Here is a 25001-nt window from a genome sequence, read left to right as displayed (position 1 = left end):
CCGATTGGCAGCGGGCAGGTGAGGAGGGCACTCAGGTGACGGTCAACGTCTCCTGCCAGCAGACAGCTGATGAGACCTTCTCTAGATTCTCAGGTGACGAATGAGATTAATTTGACGACTCCCAGTTCGAATCTGAAAAGCCAATCAATAACGGGTTGTGCCAAATTACAATAGCTGTAGCTGCAGTTAAATTGCTGTATTGCTGGCGTCAAGTGATAGTGAGTTTGCACGAATAAGGGAGTGACCAGCAAAGCAATAGCAACACCCGCCACTGCATAAACCCTTATCTTTAGCCAGCTACCACCAGCCAATCCGAATACTTCACCTATGAAAACCAAGATGCTTAAGATCAGACTGAAAATGGTCGTGGCCAACACAACAGGTACAACGACAGTATTATTTACTCTTCGCAAATCGTAGTGGGCAGTATCAAATTTCCTTTCAAAGCCTTCATATATCCAGTTATCTTTGGGCAGTCCCCATGGTTGCTGCTTGACTTGCGCGTCAACAGCATCATTGAAGTACAGTGCCATAAGGTCTTTGCCTCTGGTCTTGTCCCCTGTCACGAAAAGGGGATCCTCAACCAAATAAAACATATTGACACTGAATAGCTTCGACTCAATTGTTCGAATGTTATCGCCGGAATATTCAGGGATGAGTACGTTTTTATAGCCGTTATCGCGCCACGCAAGACGCTGCACATAATAGGTGGAAATAGCGCGCTTGGTGGCGGCGGGGTACTTCTCAACCAAAGAAGTGCCAATATGAGATACCACAGCATTCTGGACGTTCCCCAAAACAAATCCAGATATTATGGCGGTAGCGATGATTGAATACAGGGCCTTTTCCAAATTAAACTCTAATTTAGACGTTACATATGCGGCAATCACAGCGCCAAGAATCGAAAACGTAACAAAGCCACCCAAGTCTGATTTCTTGGACACTGACTGGCTCCAGTCATACATCCTTAGACTGAGCAACTCCTCGACGCCAGAGACAGCAGAGTGATCGCTAAGTGTGTGGATCAAGTGCAAATTAATAAGCATACCGAAAAGTGCAGCAACTGAAATTATAATTTTAGGCAGGGTTTTGATCATGCAATCTCAATCCTTAGTGATCGACTTGACTAGCGTGCTTATGGGCTTAGTGATTCTAGCAAGAATTGGCAGGTTTAATGGCGCTGTCGCGCTATCTCGATGACGGCGGCGTACCCATTTTGAAGGACGTCCTCATGCGCCTGTCGACTCAGCGGGCAAGTGAGATTGCGGAGCTGCTGCCGCATCAAAGGGTGCCCCGATAACCAGGCAAGGTGTTTGAGCAAATAGTAGTGAGCTAGAATGCCGAATGCATAGACCTCAAGGACGCGCGATGATATTGCAACACAGGCCAGTGAAGGCAGATGACATCAAAACTATCTGTAGCTTTCCCCTTAACGCTCAGGAACTGTTTTATATGTTCCCGAAAGCTCAATACCCCCTGACTGAAGCTCAGCTGTCTAACGCTATTACTCAACGATTCGACTCGACGGTTGTCGAAGCGGGGAATAGCGTCGTCGGTTTTGCTAACTTTTATCGGGCTGAAACGGGTGGAGTTTGCTGTATCGGCAATGTCATCGTTGCCCAAGAGGCACGAGGTAAAGGTGTGGCGACCTTCATCGTGGAGACGATGACTGCTCTGGCGTTCGACCGCTATGACGCCACAGAGGTGCAGATCTCGTGCTTCAATGAAAATACAGCAGGCTTGCTGCTATATCCAAAACTAGGCTTCTTGCCCTTTGCTGTCGAAGAGAGAAGTTCTCTGGATAGTCGTAGATCAGCACTCATCCATATGACCCGCAGCAGAGCGGCCCGACCATAGCCTCACCTTGAAAGCCCGGTTAATGCGGCTGCTTTAGGTATTCAGCTCCCAACAGTCTCAATTGTGAGGCTCGGGGGGCTCTAGAGAATCCGCGGCTATTCAACGCCAGAATCGACTCGAAGTGGCAGACCAAGATGACGCCATCCAAATGAGAGTCTCGACTTTGGGCATAGGTATAGAAAGCCTGGATCGCAGGCAGATGTGCCGCCGCCGATGTTAAGCGCGGTGCCTGAGTTTGAGTTGGATGTAGATGAACAGAACGCGTATGGGCAACGGCTCCGGGTTAGCAGCGTGCACGAGCAGCGGAACACGCTGACCTGAAGAAAAGCGGCACTGAATCAGCTTCATCGGCAGCCACCTCATCGAAGTCTATGGTCCGTTGGGAGAGTGGACGTCAAAAGCGGATTCGTCGATTCAGTGCCTTATGAACTTCATGAACATTTCTACCATGGCACCTGATTTAACATAATATACATTATGCGAAACAGCGTATTGGAATGTCAGGGCCAGTGGAGGCTGCTTTTCAACAGGCAGACTGGCATTATCGACCTCTGACCATCTTGGGATCAAAACCATGAACCGTGTACCAGGTACTGAAAACCAACGCTGAACTGTGATCTGCCAAGACGCTGCCGATGGCACTGGCACTGGCACTGGCGACAAGATCGTGCCGTTGCCCGATGGTTTGCTCAGCGAACTCGACATTGTTATGGGTGACACGCTGACCGTTAAAAAACAGCCTGACGGAACAATAACGCTAACGCCAATTTGAACCAGGTCAAAGCTATTGCTATGACCTGGAAAGCCAGCACTCAGCGAATACTAGACAATCATCAAGGATAATCATTGCCACCGTTTGGGAAACGGCATCGGTGAATACGGTTCAGTGCCATCTTCCATCCGCGCAATGCACCGTGCTTTTCGATTGCTAACAATGCGTAATTTGAACAGCTTGGCTCAAACCTGCAGGCGTCTCTAAGTCGGCTAGGCCCGATATGCTGATAGAGCTTAATGGAGCGAACGGAAAGCCAGGAAATCACCGTGGTTTTCGGAAAGAAATGACGTAATAGCTGGCCATAGAATCTTTTTTGCCTTTAAGTGCATCAAAGCAACCGGCCTTAACTGACACACCAATCGAGTCAATTCGGTAAAATTCCCAACCCTCGGAAGCGTACTCATTGACGACCGTTTCTAAGTAGACAGCGGCCTCATTACCACGGTGTTTGTTCGCCTGAACCTCAATGTTCGGCGGAACTTGGACCATTTTATACACGTACATCGCACTATCCTTGCGTCAGGGCTTGATTTGCACCTTGCTGGCCATACAGATCCGGCAAAATGAACTCAATAGTAGCGATTTGACAGCAGGAATCTAGCTCATAATTTCTACTGAATAGGCATAGACTTGTACAGCGTTGACTCTCTGGGTGCTCATATATACCCAATAATTATAACTATACTAAATGGTTGTTTAGTTTAGTTATAATAGGAGTTTTTGAATATCCGAACAAAACGCCCGTCCCGCCCGGTAAGTATCCCTCTGAAACCTGGCTGGCAAATCGACCTGATGCCCAGACCGAACAACGGCGAATCAAGCCGGTTCAAGCATTTATCCTCCCCCTGCTTACCCCTCCGGGGATCAGGACTACCCTCCACTCGCCCGGATTTACGACTGGCTCCACTCTTAAGCCTGCCTAGACCTCATGCCCGAAAGGCTTCAACTGCTGCTCAAACACCGCTACACCGTCCAGGTCGCGAAGGGTTACCGTGAGACTCTTGTCACGAGCATCAATGTTGACCTCGCCGAAGAACTGCAGCCCTGCCAGGGGCGAGATGTTCGGTTCAGTCGGTGCCTTCTCGAAGACCACCTGGGGGCCAAAGGTCATGTCCAGAGCACAAGACGGAAAACTGCCCGCATTTAAAGGTCCGGCAACAAATTCCCAGAACGGCTCAAATTGCTGGAACGCTGCTCGATCAGGATGATAGTGGTGAGCTGCACAGTAGTGCACATCGGCAGTTAGCCACACAACATCACGGACCTGTCGTTGGCGCAGGAAATCCAGTAACTCGCCAATCTCCATTTCTCGTCCCAACGGTTTGCCATTGTCGCCGTTGGCTATTGCCTCCCAGCGCGGTACTCCGGGCGACATTTCGCCATCCGCCACGGCCAGGCTAAGCGGCATATCGGCAGCGATCACTTTCCACTGGGCCGTTGAATGTGCCAGCGCCTGCTTGAGCCAGTCGAGTTGCGTACGCCCGAGAAACGCCGTCTGTGGGCCCGGGACAGCGGACAAGTTGGCGTCATTGCTCCCTCGGTAACTGCGCATGTCCAGCACAAAGAGCTCCAGTAAAGGTCCATAAGGGAGGCTCCGGTAGATGCGACCGCCCTTATCGCCAGGCTGAGGACGCATCGGGGAGTACTCGAGCCAGGCTTGCCGTGCCGGACCGAGCAGATCCCTGATGGCGGCACTGCCATAGCGTGAGTCAAGCTGTTTGCCTGACGACCAGTTGTTGGTCGTTTCATGGTCGTCCCACTGCCATATCTGCGGCACCTCGGCATTAAACCGCCGCACGTTCTCGTCCATCAGGTTGTATCGGTAGTTACCCCGGAAGTCGTCGACAGTCACCGCGACATGGCTTTTGGCTTCAGTGGTCAGGTTGCGCCAGACGCGACCATTTTCCACGACCTGTTGGGCCGGAACCGGGCCGTCTGCGTAGATAGTGTCGCCACTGTGCAAGAAAAAATCCGGCAAGCGTCGACGCATGGCGTCGTAGATGCGCATGCCGCCTATGTCAGGGTTGATGCCGAACCCTTGACCGACCGTATCACCACTCCATACAAAACGAATGTCCCGCGGCTGCCCTGGCACACTGCGCAGGTGCCCGAACCACGGTTCGCCCGCTGTTCCGGTGCGGGCGTCCTCGAACCAGGCGCGATAAAAGATGGATTGATCGGCGGGCAGCCCTCTGAGTTCCACCCGGGCGGTGTAGTCAGTGCCTGCATGTGCCTGCGCCGAAGCGGCGCGCCGGGGCTGAGCAAAAGTACTGGTGGTGTCCCACTCAACCACCAGTTTGGCTGGCCGGTCACTACGGCTCCAGACCATCGCGCGGTCACCCAGTAGATCCCCGGATTGCACGCCATCTGTCATCTGGGGCCTGTCCTGGACATTCGCCAGAATAGCCGGCGCGAGGCTGGGCAACACAAGTCCCGCAGAAAGCGTTTGGATCAGGCTGCGACGGCGGACTGGAAACTGTGACATGGATGATCTTCTCGAGTGGAAGGAGTCACTATTTAAGCCCCTGCCAATGACAGCCATGTTTCAGAGCAGCACAGCCACGTGCCGGCTATGCTGGATGTCTGATGGCACTTTCAGGCAGTGCAGATTGCCAAGGCGGTTGCACTGCCCCTCTGTGTTTGGCTGTTGATCTTGAGGGACGCACCATGATCCGCCCCACTGAGCAAGGCCCGATCAATGCTTGCGATGCAGCGCAGAGAACCCGCCCCAGCAACTACCCCGAGCCCTTCGCGTCCCTGATGCAGGGCCGCACCAAACGGCCTCTGGGTGATCTGTTCAACTTGAAGAATTTTGGCGTCAACCTTGTACACCTGCCGCCAGGCAGTCTCTCCGCCCTTCATCACTCGCACTCATTACAGGACGAATTTATCTATGTCCTGGAGGGTCATCCGACCTTGTTCAGAGGTGATGAAAGCGTGCAACTGGCTCCGGGGATGATTGCGGGCTTCCCCGCCAAAGGGCTTGCCCACCATCTGGAGAATAAAACTGACACCCTCTGCGTGGTTCTTGAAGTAGGCGACCGTAGTGTCGGAGATAGCGTGACTTACCCGTCAGACGATATACAGGCGGTGACGGCAGTCGACGGCACATGGCACTTCGTCCATAAAGATGGCAGCCCCTATGGCTGAAGGGCATCTGCGCGCCCTTTGCCCTCCCCCTGACATCCCCTCTTATCGGACTCTCGACACTGACAATTTGTCGCAGGCCCGGGTTTTTGTTAAAGTTATAAAACTAACCGTTTAGTACATAACTGTTTCGGACGTTTCCCGGTCTGTCGACCTGGCCTGTTCAAGGCCTCGACGACGTGCAGAAACGCCGACACGTCTGCGCCTGCCTTGCAAGCCGCTACAGTTAAACGCTATGCCCTCCTCCCAACCGTTCATGCATCAATAGGGTCATGCACAATGAATAACGCTCAACCTTCGGCAGCCGCAAGCCGTTGGCCCATCTGGGTCGCCGCTTTAGGCGTGCTGGTTTTCGGTTTGCTCTATGTCGCCGGTGGCGGCTACCTGGCCACGCTCGGTGGTAGCCTGTACTTCCTGCTTGCAGGCCTGGGCATGGTCGCTTCGTCCGTGTTGCTGTTCAAGCGACGCCTGGCTGGTGCCTGGCTGTTTGCTGCCATCATGCTCGCCAGTGTTATCTGGGCCCTGGCGGATGCCGGGCTGGTGTTCTGGCCGCTGGTTTCACGTCTGTTTGCCCTGGCTGTGCTCAGCCTGGTCGTGGCGCTGGCTTACCCTTCGCTGCGCAAGGCCAATGGCCTGAGCGGCAACGCCGGTTATGCGCTGGGTGCAGTGCTGGCCGTGGCCATCGCCGCCGGCTTCTGGGGGATGTTCCAGCCTCACGCCTCGATCGCACCGACCGGTGACGGCCCGGGCCTGACCAAGGTTGACCCGGCCAAAGCCCAGAAAGACTGGGCACACTACGGCAATGACGAAGGTGGCAGCCGCTTTGCTGCTCTGGATCAGATCAACCGTAGCAACGTGTCCAAGCTGGTACCGGCCTGGACCTACCAGACCGGCGATGTGGCCATCAGTGATGGCAATGGCGCAGAAGACCAGATGACCCCGCTGCAAGTGGGCGACAAAGTGTTTATCTGTACGCCACACAACAACCTGATCGCGCTGGACGCCGATACCGGTAAAGAGTTGTGGAAGAACAACATCAATGCCAAGGCCGCCGTCTGGCAGCGTTGCCGTGGCCTGGCGTACTTTGATGCCAGCGCCCCAGTCGCAGCACCCACCGATGGCAGCACCCCGGCCGCAGCCGTCACCGTTGCCCCGGGCGCGGCGTGCCAGCGTCGCCTGCTGACCAATACCATCGATGCACGCCTGATCGCGGTAGATGCCGACACCGGCCAGTTCTGCCCGGATTTCGGCAGCAATGGCCAGGTTGATCTCAAGGCCGGCCTGGGCAATGTGCCCGACTCCTACTACCAGTTGTCGTCGGCACCGTTGATGGCAGGTACCACGGTGGTGGTTGGCGGTCGCGTGGCTGACAACGTCCAGACCGATATGCCAGGTGGCGTGATCCGTGGTTTCGACGTAGTGACCGGCGCCATGCGCTGGGCCTTCGACCCGGGCAACCCGCAGGACAAGCAAGCACCGGCAGAAGGCAAGACCTACGTTCGCAGCACGCCGAACAGCTGGGCACCGATGTCCTATGACCCGCTGATGAACACCGTATTCTTGCCGATGGGCAGCTCGTCCACCGACATCTATGGTGTCGAACGTACCGAGCTGAACCACAAGTACGGTGCATCGGTACTGGCACTGAACGCCACCACTGGTGAAGAAAAATGGGTGTATCAGACCGTCCACAATGACTTGTGGGACTTCGATCTGCCGATGCAGCCAAGCCTGATCGACTTCGCCAAAGCGGACGGCAGCAAGGTCCCAGCGGTAGTGATCGGCACCAAGGCCGGGCAGATTTTTGTCCTCGATCGCCACACCGGCCAGCCGCTGACCAAGGTTGAAGAAGTACCGGTCAAGGCCTCGAACATTCCGGACGAGCCCTACTCGCTGACCCAGCCAAAATCCGTGGGCATGCCACAGATTGGTGCGCAGACCCTGACTGAATCGGACATGTGGGGTGCAACCCCGTTTGATCAGATGCTGTGCCGTATTTCCTTCAAGAAGATGCGTTACGAAGGTCTGTACACCGCGCCGGGCACTGATGTGTCGTTGAGCTTCCCGGGTTCGCTGGGTGGCATGAACTGGGGCAGCCTGTCGACTGACCCTGTACACGGCTTTATTTTCGTCAACGACATGCGCCTGGGCTTGTGGGTGCAGATGGTTCCGCAGCAAAAAGACGCCAAGGCCTCTTCTGGCGGTGAAGCGCTGAACACCGGCATGGGTGCCGTACCGCTCAAGGGCACGCCTTATGCGGTGAACAAAAACCGCTTCCTGTCGGTAGCCGGTATTCCGTGCCAGGCCCCGCCTTTCGGTACGCTGACCGCCATTGACATGAAGACTCAGAAGGTCGCCTGGCAAGTACCGGTCGGTACCGTGCAGGACACCGGCCCGATGGGGATCAAGATGGGTCTGCAACTGCCGATCGGCATGCCGACATTGGGCGGTACCCTGTCGACACAAGGTGGCCTGGTGTTCATCGCTGGCACTCAAGACTTCTACCTGCGCGCTTTTAACTCGGCCAACGGTGAAGAAGCCTGGAAAGCCCGTTTGCCTGTTGGCAGCCAGGGCGGTCCGATGACCTTTGTTTCGCCTAAAACCGGCAAGCAATACATCGTGATCACCGCTGGTGGTGCCCGTCAGTCGCCGGATCGCGGTGACTACGTGATCGCTTACGCACTGCCTGACAGCAACTAAGCACTGCCCTCCCCTGTGGGATCGGGCTTGCTCGCGATGGCAGCGCCTCGATCCTTCAGACAGACCGGTTTACCTGCATCGCGGGCAAGCCCGGCTCCCACACTGACCGCGCTAACCTTTTACTATGGGAGCGGGCTTGCTCGCGATAGCAGCGCCTCGATCCTTCAGACAGACCGGGTTGCCTGCATCGCGGGCAAGCCCGGTTCCCACAATGACCGCGCTAACTTTTTACTGTGGGAGCGGATTTGCTCAGCAACACCCGCGTCACCCTCCGCTCTTCTACCTCGACTACGGTCAAGGTCCAGCCTTCCCACGTCAGCTTGTCGCCAATCATCGGCAGACGATCCAGTAAACTCATGACCATACCTGCAAGTGTCTGATAGTCATCCGTGGCCTTGGCTGCAAAACCGATGTGCTGGCGAATCTGGCTCAGGTTCAAGGCGCCGCTGACCAGATAACCCTCCTCCTGGGCAACGATATTGGGCCCCTCTATCTCACTGGCATCCGGCAGTTCACCAGCGATCGACTCGAGAATGTCAGTCATGGTCAGCAGGCCGATGAAGTCACCGAACTCGTTGATGACAAACGCAATGTGCGTCGACTCTTTACGCATCTGTTCCAGAGCGTTGAGAATCGTGAAGCTGTCCAGCAGATTGATAGCCTTGCGCGCCATCGCCTCCAGATCCGGTTCATGCCCCGCCAGAAGCTCCTTGAGCAGCTCCTTTTTATGCACAAAGCCCAAGGGTTCATCTACCCGGCCATCCCGGATCAGGGGCAGTCGGGAATACGATGAATGCATCAGCTTTGTACGAATGATCTCTGCCGAATCAGCCAGATCGATATGATCGATCTCGGCACGGGGCGTCATCACCGAGCGAATCGACCGTTCCGCCAGTTGCAATACGCCACTGATCATCACGCGCTCGCGTCGATGGAAGACGTTCTGCTGACTGCCACCGTCAAGCATGTCGGCAATCTCTTCGCCCACTTCATCAGCACTCAGGGTGCGTCCGCCAAGCAAGCGCATCACCGCATGGGCGGTGCGCTCGCGCATGGGCCGCAGGCCCTGCACGCTTTTCTTGCGGCGCGCACGGGCAATCTGGTTGAGTACTTCGATCAGGATCGAGAAGCCGATGGCGGCGTACAGATAACCTTTCGGGATATGAAAGCCCAGGCCCTCGGCAGTCAGGCTGAAGCCGATCATCATCAAGAAGCCCAGGCACAGCATGATCACCGTAGGGTGACTGTTGACGAAGTGGGTCAACGGTTTGCTGGCGATGATCATCAGGCCGATCGAGAACACCACGGCGATCATCATCACCGACAGATGTTCAACCATGCCTACCGCGGTAATCACTGCGTCCAGGGAAAACACCGCGTCGAGCACGACAATCTGCGCCACAATCGGCCAGAACATGGCATAGCCCAGCGCCGATGAGCGCTCGGCCACATGCCCTTCCAGGCGCTCATGCAACTCCATCGTGGCCTTGAACAACAGGAACAAGCCGCCGAACAGCATGATCAGGTCGCGCCCCGAGAACGCTTTGTCGAAGACTTCGAACAAAGGCTGCGTCAGCGTGACCATCCACGAGATGCTGGCCAGCAGGCCCAGGCGCATGACCAGGGCCAGCGTCAGGCCGATGACCCGGGCACGGTCGCGCTGCTCCGGCGGCAGTTTGTCGGCGAGGATGGCGATAAACACCAGGTTATCAATACCCAGTACCAGTTCCAGCACAATCAGGGTCAACAGGCCGAGCCAGGCCGTGGGATCTGCAATCCATTCCATAGGTATCAGTCAATCTCACGAAGGTGCTGGGTTAACGGCGAGCGCGCACAGACAAGCGCAGCAGCAGAGGTGCTGGCGCTAAACAGAGGGCGGGGAATGGGTAACGCGTGCTCGATTGCGAGGATCAAGCCTGGGGCAAGCGCAGATTCAAAACTGCGACTGGGTGGTTCCTGAAGGGTGTTCATACAAGCCTTTAGTGAATTGGGGATGCAATCCTACAGCGATTAAACTCATTTCCTGCTAGCGGACTTATTACAAAATTTAACAAGTTCTCCCTCCTCCGCCTTGCTCGACCTGACTGGCGAACCATTGCAGCACCGCCGGACACGCCGGATGCAAGTCTGCAGCAGGTTGCAGGCACAACGAATAGTTACCACCGGTTTTCAACGGCTCACCAAACGGAATCACCAGTGCCCCGCGTTGAATGGACTCCGCCGCCAGGGTCATGTCCGTGACCGCCACCCCCAAGCCACGCGCGGCAGCATCGAGGGCCAGCTCATCGAGATTGAACGGGATATGCCGATAGCTGTGCAGCGGCTTGCCGTCATTGGCGGCTAGCCAGTCGTGCCAGGCTTGCTGGTCGGCCGAGCGATGCAACAGCGCAAAGCGCAGCAGATCTTCCATCGACGCCAGCGGCCCCAGGCTGGGTGCACACACTGGCACCAGAGCCTCATCGAATAAAGCCATGCAGGCCGGGTCAGTGGAGGGTCGGGGCAAGTACAGGATGTAGGCATCGCTGTCGCTGGCCGGTTCGACAACCTCGGTGGCGACCGTTTCAATCGACAAGGCTATGTCCGGGTGCTGCAAGTAAAAGTCACTGAGTTTGGGCAGTAACCAGCGCACGGCCAGCGATACATGCATGCGGATACGGAACGGTCGCTTTTGCGGCGACAAACGATCTTCCAGCAGCTTTAACTGTTCAAGAATGCCGCGGGCACTGGCCAGCACCTGTTCGCCTTCGACGGTCATGCGCACGCTGCGACTGGTTCTGACAAACAACGTCACACCAAAGTGAGCTTCCAGTTGCTGGATTTTCCGGCTGATAGCGCTTTGGGTCAGGCACAGCGTCTGCGCCGCCTGGGTGAAGCTGCCCGATTCAGCCACCTCCACCAGTGCCTGCAAACCCTGCAACGAGGGTACGTGACGAACCTTATCCATGTGTTTTTTGCATCAATCAATGAATTAATAGCGTTGGTTATATCACTTGGTACCGCCTAAATTCCATCCATAACCAGCGCCAGCAACGGCCAGCCATGCAATTAGCGCATGTATTCAAAGGCCGGGCAGCCCCCTGACCGGCAAATGAGGTGAAACGTGAAGAATGAATGTGGCTGGATTGCCCTGGCAGGAAGCTCCCCCCTCCGTGATCACCTCAAAGGCGTCGAGAAAGCCGACTGGTTGATTATCGGTGCGGGCATTACCGGCCTCAGTACGGCCCATTCCCTGGCGCAATTGCACCCGCAAGCTCGCATTCTGATTGTCGACAGGCAACGTGCAGCCCAAGGGGCATCAGCACGCAACTCCGGTTACGCGGTGGCCCATGAAAACCCGGCGGATGACGAGCTGATCGGCAAGGGTGGATTTGCCGGCTATGCCGTGGACTCGACAATCGGCCAGGCGGCCGGTGATGAAGTGCGCATGCGCATTGCGCGCCACGGCATCGACTGCGAGTACCGGGATTCGGGTTACTACTTCGCCGTCAACGACCCGGGCAAATTGACCCAGGTTGAGGCCAAGCTCAAGACCCTGCATGCAGTCGGCGCATCTGCACACTTTCTGGAAGGCGCGCAACTGGCGCAGACACTCGGCACCCGCCATTACCAGGCGGCCATCTGGTGCGGCAATGGCAATGCGTTGTTGCAGCCGGCGAAATACGTCAAGGGTCTGCTGGATGCCTTGCCGGCCAATGTCAGCCTTTTTGAAAACACCGACATCATCGGGCTTGAACGCCTGAGTGGCGGACGCATTCGGGCCAAGGGTATCCAGGGCAGCATTGAAGCCGCACAGGTACTGGTATGCCTGAATGCCTTTATCCCCCGCGCCGGGATCGACAACAGCGCAACCTTCCCGATGGAGCTCAGCGCCAGCCTCACCCGCCCCCTGAGCGACAAGGAGTATCAGGCCATCGGCAGTGTCGAGCCCTGGGGCGTGCTGTCGACGAGGCCGCTGGGCGCCACGGTGCGACTGACTCCGGATCGGCGGGTAATGATCCGCAATACCGCGGAATACCGTACGCGCGATTTGTCCGGCAGTGACTTGTCACTGCGTCGAAAACACCATGCACTGGGCCTGCAACGTCGCTTCCCCGGGCTCGGTGAGCAAGACATCCGCTACACCTGGACCGGCCATCTGAGCGCTACCCGCAGTGGCCAGCCGTACTTTGCCAAGGTCGAGGAAGGCATCTATGCCGTGGCGGGCTGCAATGGCTCCGGGGTTGCCCGCGGCACGCTGTGGGGCCGTCTGCTCGCAGAGCTGGCCTGTGGCGCCAGCTCGCCCCTGCTGCAGTCGGTCATGGACAGAGCGCAGCCGGGCTGGTTGCCGCCACGGCCATTTTTTGACGTCGGTGCAGCGCTGCGCATGCGCATGGAAGCCCTCAGAGCCAAAACAGAAATCTGAACACTCTCACACCACAAAAGAATAAAAGCTCCTTGAAAAGGTGATTGAACATGAACATCAGCCCGGTCTCCCTTGCGGTCATGCTCGCCGCGTTTTCGGCCGTCAGCCACGCCGACGAGAGCGTGAATATTTCCAACTGGAACGGCTATATTGCCGACGACACCCTGACCACCTTCACCAAGGAAACAGGGATCAAGGCGACCTACGATATTCACGACAGCAACGAAGTGCTGGAATCCAAGTTGATGACCGGTAATACCGGCTATGACGTGGTCAGCCCTTCGAACCACTTTATGTCCCGCCTGATCAAGGCCGGTGCCATCCAGAAACTGGACAGGAGCCAGTTGCCAAACTGGAAGAACCTGGATCCGGTGTTAATGAGCAAACTGGAAGCCAACGATCCCGGCAATCAGTACGGCTACCCCTACATGTGGGGCACGGCTGGGATCGGCTACAACGTCGAGAAGATCAAGGCGATTTTTGGTACCACGGATGTCACCCGCTCCTGGAGCCTGTTTTTCGATGAAAACAACATCAAAAAACTGAGCCAGTGCGGTGTGGCGATTATCGACAATCCGACGCAAGTGTTGCCGATCACTCTCAACTACCTGGGCTTGCCGCACCATAGTCATGAGCCTGAGGACTACAAGAAAGCCGAAGCGGCGCTGCTGAAAATACGACCTTATGTTCAGTATTTTCATGCATCCAAATACATCAGTGATCTGGCCAACGGCAATATCTGTGCGGTGATCGGCTTCAACGGTGATGTGGTACAGGCTGCGGCAAGTGCGCGGGAAGCCGGGAACGGGATCGACATTGCGTATTCGATCCCAAAGGAAGGTTCGACGTTATGGCTGGACATGGTGGTCATACCCAAGAGCGCGCCCCATGAAAAAAATGCCTACACCTACATGAACTACCTGCTGACCCCGCAAGTGATTGCCACTATCAGCAACCATATCCACTACGCCAACCCCAACCAGGCGGCAGACCCGTACCTGGCGCCGGACGTGAAACAGGACCCGGCGATCTACCCGTCCAGTGAAGTGATCGACACCCTGTTCACCGTGGAAGACCTGCCGGCCAAAATCGCCCGTCTGAGCACCCGTTTGTGGACCAAGCTCAAGACCAATACGTGATATTCAATGGTGTGTGCTCGGCTGCCTTGGCCCGGCAACCAGCCACGCCAGCATGCCCAGCAACGGCGCGAAGATGATAATGGCAATCCACATCAGCCGGCTGCTTGACCGTGCCCCGCTTTTCATCACCCCGCGGATTGCCCAGAGCTCCAGCAGCACCAGAATAATTGCCAGTACCACCCATATGGTTTCGATTTGCATGCGCGACCTCCTGTGGTTGTTAAACGTTAGGCGGGGAGATGGCGCGAGGGTTCATTAATTCTTAAAACCGCCAACCCTTGCGCTTACAACAGGAAGCGGTCGGTCACATTGCGCCGCTCGTTGTCATCGCGCACGTCATAGCTGACGGTGGTGGCAATGTTGGCGTGGTGCGCCAGCTTCTGTGCGATCGACACGTCGTACTCTTCAATCACCCGGGTAATGAACGAGCGACGAAAATCATGGGGCATGATGTCGACCCCTACCTGCCTGCCCCGCTGCTTGGCGATGTAATAGATCGCATGTTTGGTCAGGCGATCACGAGTGATGTGGTTGCCGCGGCGGATGCGATTGAACAAAAAGGTGTCATCACTGACCCCGTCCGGCAGGTTCGCCCGGCGGAATGCCAGCCACTCTTCCAGTTTTTCGAAAGCCCAGGCCGGTGCAAACTTGATCAGTTCCTTGTTGCCCTTGCCCAGCACCTGCAAGCTGCGCTGTTCTACATCGACCTGCCACAGGTCCATATTCACCGACTCGGACTTGCGCATCCCCGAGCCATACAGAATTGCGATGATCGCCGCGTCCCTGAGCCCTTGCGGACGGGGGTCTGCGGCACAGACGTCCATCAGCTCGCGAATCAGATTGCGCCGCAGGTTACGCCCCTTGACCAGCCGCGAACCGCCTCCCGCCTTGACTGCGCGTATCTTGAGCAAATGATCCTGAGTAATCAGGTTTTGTTGCCAGGCCTGATTCATCACGCCGCGAATGGCGTTGACATAGAGCGATGAGGTATTTGGCGCGTAACCGTCTTCACGTAACGCCGCCACCAGTGCGGTGATATGCCCCGGTTGCAGTTGATGCCAGGGGAATTCATCAATCGCCACGTCTTCAGCGCCCAGGCGGTCTGCCGCTTCCTGCAAGACATAACGCATGGTCTGGCGGCTGGACGGCGCCAGCCGCTGAAGATAAAGCGCCACAGGCGTTTGCACCGGGTTTAACACCAAGGAAGAAAGCGGCGGTAGCGGGGAGTCAATCGTAGACAAAACCAATCTCATTACAGGCAGAAACAGTTCGCAATATACCCCATGCGGCGGGGATTTCCGCGTTTAGCGCATTAACGCCAACCTACTCGCGAATTGCATGACCTGGGCGCGGCATACATGCATTCTGCACGAATAGAAACGTCAGCTTTGAAACTTAACTAATTGATTTTTATTAATTTTATATCGTCCGTTCAAGTTGGTACAGCTAATGCAATATTCACCCCTGAGGGTCGCATGCATAAAGGCCCATCCCTATCCGTGAAAGAGACAGGTGAGTGAATATGAATGCCATCGATTTGCTGTTGGAAGACCACAAACGAGTCAAGGCCATCTTGAGCCAGCTCAGCGACTCCACCGAGCGCGCCGTGAAAAAACGCACTGAACTGCTCAACAAACTGGAAATGGAAATTACTATCCACACCCGCCTTGAAGAGGAAATCCTCTACCCGGTCTTCAAGAAAGCCGGTGGTAAAGAGCAAGCCGTCATGTACCACGAAGCGAAGGAAGAACACCGTACTGTGGACTCCCTGGTATTGCCTGACCTTAAGAAAACTGCCCCCGATTCTCTGGAATTCTCCGGTCGTGCAAAGGTGGTCAAGGAACTCCTCGAGCACCATATCGAAGAGGAAGAAACCGAGATGTTTCCCCAGGCCCGCAAGTTGCTCGGTAAAGCGGTGCTCGATGAGCTGGGAAAACAGATGGAAGCGATGAAAGCCGAATACAAAAAGTCCCTGAACAGCAAGCCCCTGGCGGCGTGATGACACCAGCGCCCGGCAGGTTCAGCCCTGGGTAAAACCTCGCGCCAGCATCACTGCAACCCCTAGCAACATGCAGGCTGTAGCCCGTTGCAACAACACTTGTCGCGACGGGCTTTGCAGCACCCGGCGAATACGTTGACCGAAGTAACAATACAGGCAACCACTGGCAAACTGCAGCAGCAAAAAAGCCAGCCCCAGTACCGCCAGATCCAGCATTCGGGAATCACTGCCCTGCCCGGCGAACTGCGGGAATACGGCGCTGAACATGACGATGGTTTTCGGGTTGGAGAAACCGGTGAGCAGGCCCTTGCCAAAGCGCCCTGTAAAATCGTTGTGCAGTGTGTCGGGACTGTCCAGTTTCAACCCGGTGCTGGTCCACTGCCGGTACGCCAGGTACAGCAAGTACGTAACCCCCACATACTGGATCCCGCGACTGATTAACGGGTTGCCCTTGATCAGTTCGGCGAAGCCTACGGCAAATACAAGAATCGACACCAGATACGCTGCGCTGGCTCCCAGTTGTACCGGCATGGAACGCTTGAGCCCCTGCTGCATGCCGAACCCCATCAAGAGCAGGGTCATGGGCCCGGGGCTGAAGGTCATGGTGGCGCAAAACATCAGAAAATACAGAAATGAAGCGAGTGTCAGTTGCGTGGCCATGACGGTGGTTGAATCCAGAAATTACGGTCGCGCAGTCTAGGCAGGCCCTGCTGGCTATTGGCAGAGCAAGCACTGACAAACTTTACCGACCTTTACTGGTAGCATGACCGGTAAAGTACGAGGCCCTGCATGCACTTACCTACCGTTGCGTTTCAACCCGGCCTGTCCAAGGTCCAGCAGATTGTTGATGCCTTGAGCCAGGCCATTGATCAGGGTCTGCTCAACCCCGGCAGCAAACTGCCTTCGGCGCGCGAGATGACTGCTCACTGGGGCGTCAGCAAATTCACCCTGATCGAAGCCCTGGATCGCTTGCGCGGGCAGGACAGAATCACATCCAGTCAGGGCCTGGGCTACTTTGTTGCGACGAAAACGCTGCAAAGCGGACGCGCCACTGCCCTTGACCTGCTGCCGCAAGACTTGCACAGCGTCTTGCGCCGCTCCCTGACCGGTGCCAGCGGTGCCCTGCGCCCCGGCAGCGGGCATTTACCGGAAAGCTGGCTGGAAGCCAGCGCCCTGCGTGGCAACATGCGCCAGCTCAGTCGCTCGCCAGCCCTCCGACTGACCGGTTATGGTGACCCGGCGGGCTATTTGCCGCTGCGTCAGGCCTTGCAGCAGAAACTGTTGAGCCAGGGCCTGAATGTGGGGGTCGAGCAGATCATCACCACGGCCAATACCGTGCTGGGGCTCGACATGCTGCTGCGCTTGCGCGTGCGCCCCGGCGATACCGTGCTGTTGGACATGCCTTGTTATTTCAATTTTCACGCCAACCTGGCCTTGCATGGCGTGCGCGTGATCACTGTGGAGCGCACTGCCCAAGGGCTGGACCTGCAAGCGCTGCAAACCCTGTTCAGCCAGCACCGGCCAACGCTTTACCTCACCACCGGGCTGCTGCATAACCCCACCGGGCACTCCTTCACACCCGGGCAGGCCTACGGACTGCTCGAGCTGGCCAAGCGTTATGAGTGCGCCATTATCGAAGATGATCTTTATGGCGACCTGCACCCAGAACCGCCCCCCCGACTGGTGGCGCTGGCAGGCGTGGAGCAAGTGACCTACCTGAGCGGTTTTTCGAAAACCCTCAGTGCCAACCTGCGGGTGAGCTTTGTCGTGGCCTCTGCGCAGATGGCCGCCGAGCTGACCCAGATGAAACTGATGTGCGGCGGGATTACTTCGGAAATGCTTGAGCAACTGGTGTGCTCGATGCTCAATGACGGCACTTATCACAAACACCGCAAGCGCGTGGTGCAAGGCCTGCAGGCCAGTGGTGCACGGGTTTCGGGCTGGTTGCAGGGCCTGGGCTTCAGGTTGAGCGCGCCCTACGCCGGCGGCATGTTTATCTGGGCCACATTGCCTGCCGGGCTGGATGGCGAAACCCTCGCCCAGCAAGCGCTTGCCCGTGGCCTGGTGCTCGCGCCCGGGATCCTGTTCGGTTTTGATCCGCAACTGCGCCGCTGCATGCGCTTCAACGTCGCCCACACCGACACGCCTGCCGTCATGGCTGGCGTCGAGGCATTACTGGCTAACCCAACCTGAGCGGATCAACCAGCCCGGCAGCAATGGCCATGCCCACCAGATCGGGTAAATGCCGGGCCTGCATGCGCTTCATCACCCGGGAGCGATACAGGTCGATAGTCTTGGCACTCACCCCCAGCAGCGCGGCAATTTCACGGGTGGTGCAGCCCTTGACCAAAGGCATGAATACATCTTGCTCACGCGGTGTCAGGCTTTGCAGACGGGCCTCAAGTTCGGTCTGTTCCTGGCTGGCGCTTTGCTGCGCGGTATCGCCACTCAGGGCCTGCTGTACGCTGTCGAGCAACAACTGCTGGTTATAGGGCTTCTCGATAAAATCATGGGCACCGGCCTTGAAAGCCCGTACCACAATGGGCACATCGGCATGCCCGCTGACAAAGATCACCGGCATCCTGATCCCTCGTTCACGCAATGCCTGCTGAACATTCAGGCCGCCCATGGCCGGCATGCGGATATCCAGTACCACACAGGCACACAGGGTCGGGTCGCAAGCGTCAAGAAAGGCCTGCCCGCTTGTAAACGCCAGCGCATTGAGGCCCACGGACTCGAGCAACCAGACCGTCGAGTCGAGCATGCCCTGATCGTCATCCACCACATACACCACAGGCCGGGTTTGGGTTGTCATCGTTACTCTCTTGTCGTGTTGAGTGAAGCCATCAATGGCAGGCAGCAGCACATCAGCAAGCCGCTGGTTTGTGGTCGGGCATTGAGTTCACCGCCAAAGCCTTCGACGATGCTGCGGCTCATCGACAAACCCAGCCCGAGACCTTCTGCCTTGCTGGTGTAAAACGGTGTGAACAACTGCTCAAGCTCCCCGGCGCTTAACCCCGGCCCCTGATCCTGCACGCTGATTTGCAGGGTGGCGCCATCAAGGGTTTGAGCCTGCAGGATGATCCGCGAAAGCTGACCCGGTAATTGCTCGTTGTTGGCATCTATGGCATTGCGCAACAGGTTGAGCAGCACCTGCTCCAGCAACACCCGGTCGGCGTATACCCATGGCAGGGACTCCGGCAACTGCAGCTCGATAGTGACATTTCGTTCCCCGGCCTCCCAGGCACACAGGCTGACGGCCTGGCGCGCCACCTCACTGATATCCAGCGCTTGCAGGTTACGCCGGCCCTTGCGCAAAAAACCGCGCAGGCGCTTGATCACTTGCGCGGCGTGATTGGCATGCAGGTTGATCCGCTCCAGTCCCTGGGCCACACGCTCGACTGCGGCAGGATTACTGTCCAGGCTTTGCAGGTAACGTTGGCTGGCATTGGCGTAATTGACCACTGCCGCCAGCGGTTGATTGATTTCGTGGGCAATCCCCGATGCCAGTTCGCCCAGTGTGACCAGGCGCGCGGTATGGGCCATTTCATCCTGATGATGGCGCTGCTGGGCTTCGCGCAGTTCACGCTCGCGCATATCCCGTGCCACCAGCGAGAAAAACCGCTCTCCGGCAGTCGAGCGATGAGCCAGCAGCAGTAACGACACCGGCACCGAAGGCTCGCCATTCAAGGGCAACAAACGGGTCTCGTGACTCCACAAACCCTGCGCCTCTGCACTGTGCCAGCCGTTGCTCTCCAGGGTAGCCAAGACTTGCGCGGTCAAAAAATCAGCCAATGCGGGCATGCCTTCTGCGGGCAGCAGACCCAGCAGACGCCGTGCTGCCGGGTTGAGATACGACACCCCGCCAGCCGGGTCGATAAACAGCACCGGATCAGGGTTGGCTTCCACCACTTCAGCCAGACGCCGCTTGTTCTCTTCAGCCTGGACGCGGGCCGTGATATCCCGCGACACACTGACCACTTCGACGACCGCCCCGGTGTAGGTTTCACGAATTGCCCGGCTGGCTGTTTCAAACCAAAGGTAATGCCCTGCCTGATGGCGAATGCGGTAGGTCATGGTGTGATAGCCGTCGAGTTGCAGGGCATCACGGGCCTGACGCAGCGCCAGCTTCAGGTCGTGAGCATGAAACAGACGCTGGGCCAGGGTCCCGCGCAGCGTTTCGGGCCAGTAGCCAAGCAGGGTCCAGGACGCCGGCGAGGCATCCAGAAAACGCCCATCAGGCGTATGGCGCGAGATAAGGTCCGTGGTGTTTTCGGTAATCAGCCGGTACAGGCGTCGGGCTTTGGCCGCCTCTCGCCCGGCCAGCAGTTCTGTACTCGCTTCACGCCCGCGGGCCAGCACACACTGGCTGTCGGGGTCGGGAATAAGCGTCCAGAGCCAGACCTGCTGAGCACTTTGCGCCTCTACCTGCTCGATGGCTCTGCCCTGCTTGAGGCAGGCGCGGACCAGCTCCGGCAGATTGCCCGGCAACAGCGCGCGCGCCTGGCTCAACGCCTTGCCCGCCAGCAGGCGGATCAGTGCGTCGTTGGCTGCCAGCGCCAAGCCGTCTCTATCAAGCACTACAGAGGGTTGAGGGTCATGGGGAAGCAGCGCGATCGGCATTGGGCATCCAGGACTTGAGCGAATTTTTCTTTATATAGTACAACTACTATATTGCTTAGGTATTACTTCCATATCAAACCCGGAGTGAGCTATAAGTCAGACCGGACATAAAACTGACCCGCTCGCCATCGGCAGAGCAGGCAGCCATAGAGCTAACAATCAGCCACCGGAATGACCTTCATGTCGATTTTTGAGCACGGCCTTGAGCCGACTGCCGTAAACCATATTGCCCTGTCTCCGCTGAGTTTTATCGAACGTACAGCCAGCGTCTACCCCGATTACCCTGCCGTGATTCACGGCGCCATCCGCCGCACCTGGGCGCAGACCTACAGTCGTTGCCGCCGCCTGGCTTGTGCCCTGGCCGGGCGCGGGATTGGCCAGGGCGATACGGTAGCGGTGATGCTGCCCAATATCCCGGCGATGCTTGAAGCGCACTTTGCCGTGCCCATGATCGGCGCGGTGCTCAATGCCCTCAATGTTCGCCTCGATGCTGAAGCCATCGCCTTTATGCTCGCCCACGGCGAAGCCAAGGTACTGATTGCCGATCGCGAGTTCCATGACGTAGTGCATGCGGCCGTGGCCATGCTCGATCACCCCCCGCTGATCATTGATGTGGATGACCCCGAATACGGTGAAGGCCAGCCGGTCAGCCAGTTGGACTATGAAGCGCTGCTGGCCGAAGGCGATCCCGAGTTTGATTGGCAATGGCCCGCAGATGAATGGCAGGCCATTGCCCTCAATTACACCTCCGGCACCACCGACAACCCCAAGGGCGTGGTGTATCACCATCGCGGTGCTTACCTCAATTCCCTGGGCAACCAGATGGTCTGGGCCATCGGCAATCACCCGGTGTATTTGTGGACCTTGCCGATGTTCCACTGTAACGGCTGGTGCTACCCATGGATCATCACCGCGCTGGCTGGCGTGCATGTGTTCCTGCGCCGGGTTGACCCGCAAAAGATCCTCACGTTGATTCGCGAGCATCAGGTCACCCATCTGTGTGGTGCACCGATTGTGCTCAACGCCCTGGTCAATATGCCCGAGTCCGCCAAGGCTGCCATCGACCACCCGGTGCATGCGATGGTCGCAGGCGCTGCGCCACCGGCCAAGGTGATTGGTGCCGTGGAAGAAATGGGCATCAAGGTCACCCACGTCTATGGCCTGACCGAGGTGTATGGTCCGGTGACGATTTGTGCCTGGCATGAAAAGTGGGATGCGCAGCCTCTGGCCGAACGCGCACAGATCAAGTCCCGCCAGGGCGTGCGCTACCCGACGCTGGAAGGCGTGATGGTGGCCGACCCGAAAACCCTGGTACCGACGCCCCGTGACGGCGAGACCATGGGAGAGATTTTCATGCGCGGCAATACGGTAATGAAGGGCTATCTGAAGAACCCCAGCGCCACGGCCGAAGCCTTCGAAGGCGGCTGGTTCCACACCGGTGACCTTGCCGTGTGCCACCCGGACGGCTACGTCGAAATTCGCGACCGGCTCAAGGACATTATCATTTCCGGTGGCGAGAACATTTCCACCATCGAGGTCGAGGGTGTGCTCTACCGACACCCGGGCGTCATGGAGGCGGCCGTGGTGGCGCGGCCCTGTGAAAAGTGGGGTGAAACGCCTTGCGCCTTTATCACTCTCAAGGCCGATCATCAGCAGGTGCGCGAGGCCGAGATCATTGCCTTTTGCCGCGATCACCTGGCCGGGTTCAAAGTGCCCCGTACGGTGGTGTTCACCCTGCTGCCCAAGACCTCCACGGGCAAGATCCAGAAGTTCGTGCTGCGTGATATGGCCAAAGCACTGTAACTGCCCCCTATAGACCCACTGTGGGAGCGAGCTTGCTCGCGAAGGTGTCGCCTCGGTTACCCAGACAGGCCGCGGCGCCCAAATCGCGAGCAAGCCCGCTCCCACAGAATGCCTTCAGCTGCAAAAAACGAGGTTTTTCATGCCTGAATTCAACGCCCCCCTGCGCGATATGCGCTTTGTCCTGCACGAAGTCTTCGAAGCCCCCGCACTCTGGGCCAGGCTGCCAGCCCTGGCCGACCACGTCGACGCCGATACCGCCGACGCCATACTTGAGGAAGCCGCCAAGGTCACCGGCCAACTGATCGCCCCGCTCAACCGCAGTGGCGACGAAGAAGGCGCACACTGGCTGGCGGGCCAGGTCACCACACCTGAAGGCTTCAAGTCAGCCTACAACACCTACATCGAAGGCGGCTGGGTAGGCCTGTCGGGCAATCCTGAATTTGGCGGCCTGGGCATGCCGAAAATGCTCGCCGTGCAATTTGAAGAAATGCTCTACGGCGCAAACTCCAGTTTTGCCCTTTATTCGGCGCTCACCAGCGGTGCTTGCCTTGCCATCGATGCCCACGCCAGCGAACCCCTCAAAAGCCGTTACCTGCCACCGATGTACGAAGGCCGCTGGGCCGGTTCCATGTGCCTGACCGAGGCCCATTCCGGCACCGATCTGGGGATTATCCGCACCCGCGCCGAACCGCAGTCTGACGGCAGTTTCAGCCTCAGCGGCAGCAAGATATTCATCACCGGCGGCGATCAGGACCTGACCGCAAACATCATCCATCTGGTGCTGGCCAAGCTGCCGGATGCGCCAGCAGGGCCCAGGGGCATTTCGTTGTTTCTGGTTCCTAAGGTGCTGGTAAATGACGATGGTTCACTCGGACAAGGCAATGCGGTGAGCTGCGGCTCCATCGAGCACAAGATGGGGATCAAGGCTTCGGCAACCTGCGTGATCAACTTTGACGGCGCACAGGGATGGTTGATCGGTGAAGCCAACAAGGGCCTGGCCGCGATGTTTACCATGATGAACTACGAGCGTCTGTCGATCGGCATCCAGGGCATTGGCTGCGCCGAGGCCTCCTACCAGAATGCCCGCACCTATGCCCGCGAGCGCCTGCAAAGTCGTGCCCCGACCGGAGCCGTGGCACCGGAGAAGATTGCCGACCCGATTATCGTCCACCCCGATGTGCGACGCATGTTGCTGAGCATGAAGGCCATGACCGAAGGTGGACGGGCATTTGCCAGCTATGTGGGCCAACAACTGGATCTGGCCAAGTTCTCTACCGAGCCGCAGGAGCAGCAGCAAGCCACTGCGCTGGTAGCCTTGCTGACCCCAGTGGCCAAGGCCTTCTTTACCGATACCGGTTTCGACAGTTGCGTGCTGGGCCAGCAAGTCTTTGGTGGTCATGGCTATATCCGCGAATGGGGCCAGGAACAGCTGGTTCGCGATGTGCGCATTGCGCAGATTTATGAAGGCACCAACGGCATCCAGGCGCTGGATTTGCTGGGCCGAAAAGTGATCGCCAATGGCGGTGCAAGCCTGCGCCTGTTTACCGCACACATCCGTGACTTCGCGACCCGGCCCGGCAAGCCTTATGCCAGCGAACTGCTGGACGCAGTGCAGCGTCTTGAGGACGTCAGTGACTGGCTGCAGGCACGGGCCAGGGCCAACCCCAATGAAACAGGCGCCGCCTGTGTCGAATATCTGCACCTGTTCGGTTATGTGGCGTATGCCTGGCTATGGGCACGCATGGCCGATGTGGCGCAGCGCTCGCGCAGTACCGACCCCGGGTTTTATGACACCAAGCTGGCGACCGCACAGTTCTATTTCTCCCGCTTGTTGCCTCGCACACTGAGCCTGGAGCACGGAATACGGGCTGGCAGCGAATCACTGTTCGAGATCGATGCCGCACATTTTTAAACGCCCGCCAATAAAAACGGCGGCCTGTTCAGGGCCGCCGCAGGCTGTTGCACTTGAACCGGGCCTAAACGCTCAGTTCGTCCAGCAACAACACTTCGCGATGCGCCAATAGATCGCCCACGGCCTGGGCCATCGCCTGGTAGTGCGGGGTGGTTTTATGATGCTCGATCGCCTCCATGTCCGCCCAACCTTCAATAAAGACAAAACGCTCGGGGTCGGTACGATCCACGTGCAAGTCATAGAAACGGCAGCCCGGTTCGGCCCGTGAGCCTTCGACACAGGCGCGCAGTGCCTGCTCGACAGTTTTGCCATGACCAGGTTTGGCACGCAATGTGGCAACAATTTTGATGATTCGGGACATATCTACTTCCTGCAGCTTGCGGTGACTTAAGCGCTGAGGATCTGCGCGATTTTATCCTTGATCTGCAAGCGCTGCTCCTTGAGCGTGCGCAGTACATCATCAGGGACGCCTATGGCGTCGTTGGCTTCAGCTTCAACGACCTCGGCATCTTTTTCGCCGTACTGTACAAACAGCTGATTCAGATGCGGGTTTTCGCTGCGAAACTTGCTGACGGCCTCTTTAGTGAGCCCCAAGTCCTGTAACAAGTCGTGCTTGACTGGCATATCTGCACCTCATGGCTATT

The 25001-nt window shown here is 57.5% G+C and carries 22 protein-coding genes; 9 read left to right on the top strand and 13 right to left on the bottom strand.

Features of this window, described 5'->3' with window-relative positions; all coding sequences use genetic code 11:
* Nucleotides 1-89: 89 nt before the first annotated feature.
* Nucleotides 90-1097, bottom strand: coding sequence for a hypothetical protein (locus FHL07_RS01305; protein WP_138737979.1), 1008 nt, complete (start codon nt 1095-1097; stop codon nt 90-92).
* A 271-nt stretch (nt 1098-1368) separates the two neighbouring features.
* On the opposite strand from FHL07_RS01305, the gene FHL07_RS01300 reads away from it, so the two are divergent.
* Nucleotides 1369-1857 carry a GNAT family N-acetyltransferase gene (locus FHL07_RS01300; RefSeq protein WP_095019153.1) on the top strand — a complete coding sequence of 163 codons (489 nt, stop codon included), beginning with the start codon at nt 1369-1371 and terminating at the stop codon, nt 1855-1857.
* Between the two features lie 833 nt (nt 1858-2690).
* Here the strand turns inward: FHL07_RS01300 and yidD are convergent.
* From yidD to FHL07_RS01275, 3 genes are all read right to left on the bottom strand, one after another.
* A complete protein-coding gene (gene yidD / locus FHL07_RS01285; protein ID WP_198417386.1) occupies nt 2691-2897 on the bottom strand; it encodes a membrane protein insertion efficiency factor YidD in 207 nt (68 codons plus the stop codon).
* Entirely contained in the window at nt 2894-3136 is a 243-nt protein-coding gene (locus tag FHL07_RS01280; RefSeq protein ID WP_095023389.1) for a DUF4177 domain-containing protein, read from the bottom strand. The genes yidD and FHL07_RS01280 overlap by 4 nt, the downstream gene beginning before the upstream one ends.
* A 415-nt stretch (nt 3137-3551) precedes the next feature.
* Nucleotides 3552-5117 carry an alkaline phosphatase D family protein gene (locus FHL07_RS01275; protein WP_138737978.1) on the bottom strand — a complete coding sequence of 522 codons (1566 nt, stop codon included), beginning with the start codon at nt 5115-5117 and terminating at the stop codon, nt 3552-3554.
* 182 nt (nt 5118-5299) lie between these two features.
* Between FHL07_RS01275 and FHL07_RS01270 the strand changes: the two genes are divergently transcribed.
* Nucleotides 5300-5782, top strand: coding sequence for a cupin domain-containing protein (locus FHL07_RS01270; protein ID WP_095019149.1), 483 nt, complete (start codon nt 5300-5302; stop codon nt 5780-5782).
* A 276-nt stretch (nt 5783-6058) separates the two neighbouring features.
* Nucleotides 6059-8479: a glucose/quinate/shikimate family membrane-bound PQQ-dependent dehydrogenase gene (locus tag FHL07_RS01265; protein WP_138737977.1), complete on the top strand. Its 2421-nt coding sequence runs from the start codon at nt 6059-6061 to the stop codon at nt 8477-8479.
* Nucleotides 8480-8699: 220 nt separating this feature from the next.
* On the opposite strand, the gene FHL07_RS01260 is transcribed toward FHL07_RS01265, so the two are convergent.
* Both FHL07_RS01260 and FHL07_RS01255 read right to left on the bottom strand, forming a co-directional pair.
* On the bottom strand, nt 8700-10265 hold the full coding sequence (locus tag FHL07_RS01260) for a TerC family protein (protein ID WP_138737976.1): 1566 nt from the start codon (nt 10263-10265) through the stop codon (nt 8700-8702).
* Nucleotides 10266-10526: 261 nt separating this feature from the next.
* Nucleotides 10527-11423, bottom strand: coding sequence for a LysR substrate-binding domain-containing protein (locus FHL07_RS01255; protein ID WP_095019146.1), 897 nt, complete (start codon nt 11421-11423; stop codon nt 10527-10529).
* Nucleotides 11424-11579: 156 nt separating this feature from the next.
* Between FHL07_RS01255 and FHL07_RS01250 the strand changes: the two genes are divergently transcribed.
* Entirely contained in the window at nt 11580-12881 is a 1302-nt protein-coding gene (locus tag FHL07_RS01250) for an NAD(P)/FAD-dependent oxidoreductase (RefSeq protein ID WP_138737975.1), read from the top strand.
* Between the two features lie 50 nt (nt 12882-12931).
* Complete coding sequence (locus FHL07_RS01245; RefSeq protein WP_095019144.1) at nt 12932-14020, top strand: polyamine ABC transporter substrate-binding protein; 1089 nt, start codon at nt 12932-12934, stop codon at nt 14018-14020.
* A gap of 3 nt (nt 14021-14023) precedes the next feature.
* On the opposite strand, the gene FHL07_RS01240 is transcribed toward FHL07_RS01245, so the two are convergent.
* Together FHL07_RS01240 and FHL07_RS01235 are read right to left on the bottom strand one after the other, a co-directional pair.
* Entirely contained in the window at nt 14024-14221 is a 198-nt protein-coding gene (locus FHL07_RS01240) for a PLDc N-terminal domain-containing protein (RefSeq protein WP_095000205.1), read from the bottom strand.
* Between the two features lie 83 nt (nt 14222-14304).
* Nucleotides 14305-15273 carry a site-specific integrase gene (locus FHL07_RS01235; protein ID WP_178110299.1) on the bottom strand — a complete coding sequence of 323 codons (969 nt, stop codon included), beginning with the start codon at nt 15271-15273 and terminating at the stop codon, nt 14305-14307.
* 269 nt (nt 15274-15542) lie between these two features.
* Between FHL07_RS01235 and FHL07_RS01230 the strand changes: the two genes are divergently transcribed.
* Nucleotides 15543-16019 carry a hemerythrin domain-containing protein gene (locus tag FHL07_RS01230; RefSeq protein ID WP_095019143.1) on the top strand — a complete coding sequence of 159 codons (477 nt, stop codon included), beginning with the start codon at nt 15543-15545 and terminating at the stop codon, nt 16017-16019.
* Between the two features lie 21 nt (nt 16020-16040).
* Here the strand turns inward: FHL07_RS01230 and FHL07_RS01225 are convergent, their stop codons facing one another.
* On the bottom strand, nt 16041-16679 hold the full coding sequence (locus FHL07_RS01225) for a LysE family translocator (RefSeq protein ID WP_095000204.1): 639 nt from the start codon (nt 16677-16679) through the stop codon (nt 16041-16043).
* A 129-nt stretch (nt 16680-16808) separates the two neighbouring features.
* On the opposite strand from FHL07_RS01225, the gene FHL07_RS01220 reads away from it, so the two are divergent.
* A complete protein-coding gene (locus tag FHL07_RS01220) occupies nt 16809-18212 on the top strand; it encodes an aminotransferase-like domain-containing protein (RefSeq protein WP_095019911.1) in 1404 nt (467 codons plus the stop codon).
* Here the strand turns inward: FHL07_RS01220 and FHL07_RS01215 are convergent.
* Together FHL07_RS01215 and FHL07_RS01210 are read right to left on the bottom strand one after the other, a co-directional pair.
* Entirely contained in the window at nt 18199-18834 is a 636-nt protein-coding gene (locus tag FHL07_RS01215) for a response regulator transcription factor (RefSeq protein ID WP_095000202.1), read from the bottom strand. The two genes, FHL07_RS01220 and FHL07_RS01215, sit on opposite strands and share 14 nt — an antisense overlap.
* 2 nt (nt 18835-18836) lie before the next feature.
* Complete coding sequence (locus FHL07_RS01210) at nt 18837-20642, bottom strand: PAS domain-containing sensor histidine kinase (RefSeq protein WP_138737974.1); 1806 nt, start codon at nt 20640-20642, stop codon at nt 18837-18839.
* A gap of 180 nt (nt 20643-20822) precedes the next feature.
* Between FHL07_RS01210 and FHL07_RS01205 the strand changes: the two genes are divergently transcribed.
* A complete protein-coding gene (locus tag FHL07_RS01205; protein WP_138737973.1) occupies nt 20823-22445 on the top strand; it encodes an acyl-CoA synthetase in 1623 nt (540 codons plus the stop codon).
* A gap of 139 nt (nt 22446-22584) precedes the next feature.
* Complete coding sequence (locus FHL07_RS01200) at nt 22585-24357, top strand: acyl-CoA dehydrogenase C-terminal domain-containing protein (RefSeq protein ID WP_095024656.1); 1773 nt, start codon at nt 22585-22587, stop codon at nt 24355-24357.
* A gap of 64 nt (nt 24358-24421) precedes the next feature.
* Here FHL07_RS01200 and FHL07_RS01195 read toward each other — a convergent pair whose 3' ends face one another.
* Both FHL07_RS01195 and FHL07_RS01190 read right to left on the bottom strand, forming a co-directional pair.
* Nucleotides 24422-24718, bottom strand: coding sequence for a putative quinol monooxygenase (locus FHL07_RS01195; protein WP_095000198.1), 297 nt, complete (start codon nt 24716-24718; stop codon nt 24422-24424).
* Nucleotides 24719-24744: 26 nt separating this feature from the next.
* Nucleotides 24745-24981 carry a YdcH family protein gene (locus FHL07_RS01190; protein ID WP_095000197.1) on the bottom strand — a complete coding sequence of 79 codons (237 nt, stop codon included), beginning with the start codon at nt 24979-24981 and terminating at the stop codon, nt 24745-24747.
* Nucleotides 24982-25001: the final 20 nt, after the last annotated feature.

It is taken from the genome of Pseudomonas sp. FSL W7-0098 (assembly GCF_005930585.1).
Lineage (GTDB): Bacteria > Pseudomonadota > Gammaproteobacteria > Pseudomonadales > Pseudomonadaceae > Aquipseudomonas > Aquipseudomonas bubulae.
This window is presented reverse-complemented; position numbering and strand designations above follow the sequence as displayed.

What these genes read in the sequence shown, in the direction of transcription:
- FHL07_RS01230 (WP_095019143.1), top strand. Translation starts at nt 15,543, where the DNA reads ATGAATGCCATCGATTTGCTGTTGGAAGACCACAAACGAGTCAAGGCC.
- FHL07_RS01300 (WP_095019153.1), top strand. Translation starts at nt 1,369, where the DNA reads ATGATATTGCAACACAGGCCAGTGAAGGCAGATGACATCAAAACTATC.
- FHL07_RS01210 (WP_138737974.1), bottom strand. Translation starts at nt 20,642, where the DNA reads ATGCCGATCGCGCTGCTTCCCCATGACCCTCAACCCTCTGTAGTGCTT.
- FHL07_RS01275 (WP_138737978.1), bottom strand. Translation starts at nt 5,117, where the DNA reads ATGTCACAGTTTCCAGTCCGCCGTCGCAGCCTGATCCAAACGCTTTCT.
- FHL07_RS01270 (WP_095019149.1), top strand. Translation starts at nt 5,300, where the DNA reads ATGATCCGCCCCACTGAGCAAGGCCCGATCAATGCTTGCGATGCAGCG.
- FHL07_RS01265 (WP_138737977.1), top strand. Translation starts at nt 6,059, where the DNA reads ATGAATAACGCTCAACCTTCGGCAGCCGCAAGCCGTTGGCCCATCTGG.
- FHL07_RS01240 (WP_095000205.1), bottom strand. Translation starts at nt 14,221, where the DNA reads ATGCAAATCGAAACCATATGGGTGGTACTGGCAATTATTCTGGTGCTG.
- FHL07_RS01215 (WP_095000202.1), bottom strand. Translation starts at nt 18,834, where the DNA reads ATGACAACCCAAACCCGGCCTGTGGTGTATGTGGTGGATGACGATCAG.
- FHL07_RS01260 (WP_138737976.1), bottom strand. Translation starts at nt 10,265, where the DNA reads ATGGAATGGATTGCAGATCCCACGGCCTGGCTCGGCCTGTTGACCCTG.
- FHL07_RS01280 (WP_095023389.1), bottom strand. Translation starts at nt 3,136, where the DNA reads ATGTACGTGTATAAAATGGTCCAAGTTCCGCCGAACATTGAGGTTCAG.
- FHL07_RS01190 (WP_095000197.1), bottom strand. Translation starts at nt 24,981, where the DNA reads ATGCCAGTCAAGCACGACTTGTTACAGGACTTGGGGCTCACTAAAGAG.
- FHL07_RS01245 (WP_095019144.1), top strand. Translation starts at nt 12,932, where the DNA reads ATGAACATCAGCCCGGTCTCCCTTGCGGTCATGCTCGCCGCGTTTTCG.
- FHL07_RS01225 (WP_095000204.1), bottom strand. Translation starts at nt 16,679, where the DNA reads ATGGCCACGCAACTGACACTCGCTTCATTTCTGTATTTTCTGATGTTT.
- FHL07_RS01220 (WP_095019911.1), top strand. Translation starts at nt 16,809, where the DNA reads ATGCACTTACCTACCGTTGCGTTTCAACCCGGCCTGTCCAAGGTCCAG.
- FHL07_RS01195 (WP_095000198.1), bottom strand. Translation starts at nt 24,718, where the DNA reads ATGTCCCGAATCATCAAAATTGTTGCCACATTGCGTGCCAAACCTGGT.
- FHL07_RS01205 (WP_138737973.1), top strand. Translation starts at nt 20,823, where the DNA reads ATGTCGATTTTTGAGCACGGCCTTGAGCCGACTGCCGTAAACCATATT.
- FHL07_RS01255 (WP_095019146.1), bottom strand. Translation starts at nt 11,423, where the DNA reads ATGGATAAGGTTCGTCACGTACCCTCGTTGCAGGGTTTGCAGGCACTG.
- FHL07_RS01305 (WP_138737979.1), bottom strand. Translation starts at nt 1,097, where the DNA reads ATGATCAAAACCCTGCCTAAAATTATAATTTCAGTTGCTGCACTTTTC.
- FHL07_RS01200 (WP_095024656.1), top strand. Translation starts at nt 22,585, where the DNA reads ATGCCTGAATTCAACGCCCCCCTGCGCGATATGCGCTTTGTCCTGCAC.
- FHL07_RS01235 (WP_178110299.1), bottom strand. Translation starts at nt 15,273, where the DNA reads ATGAGATTGGTTTTGTCTACGATTGACTCCCCGCTACCGCCGCTTTCT.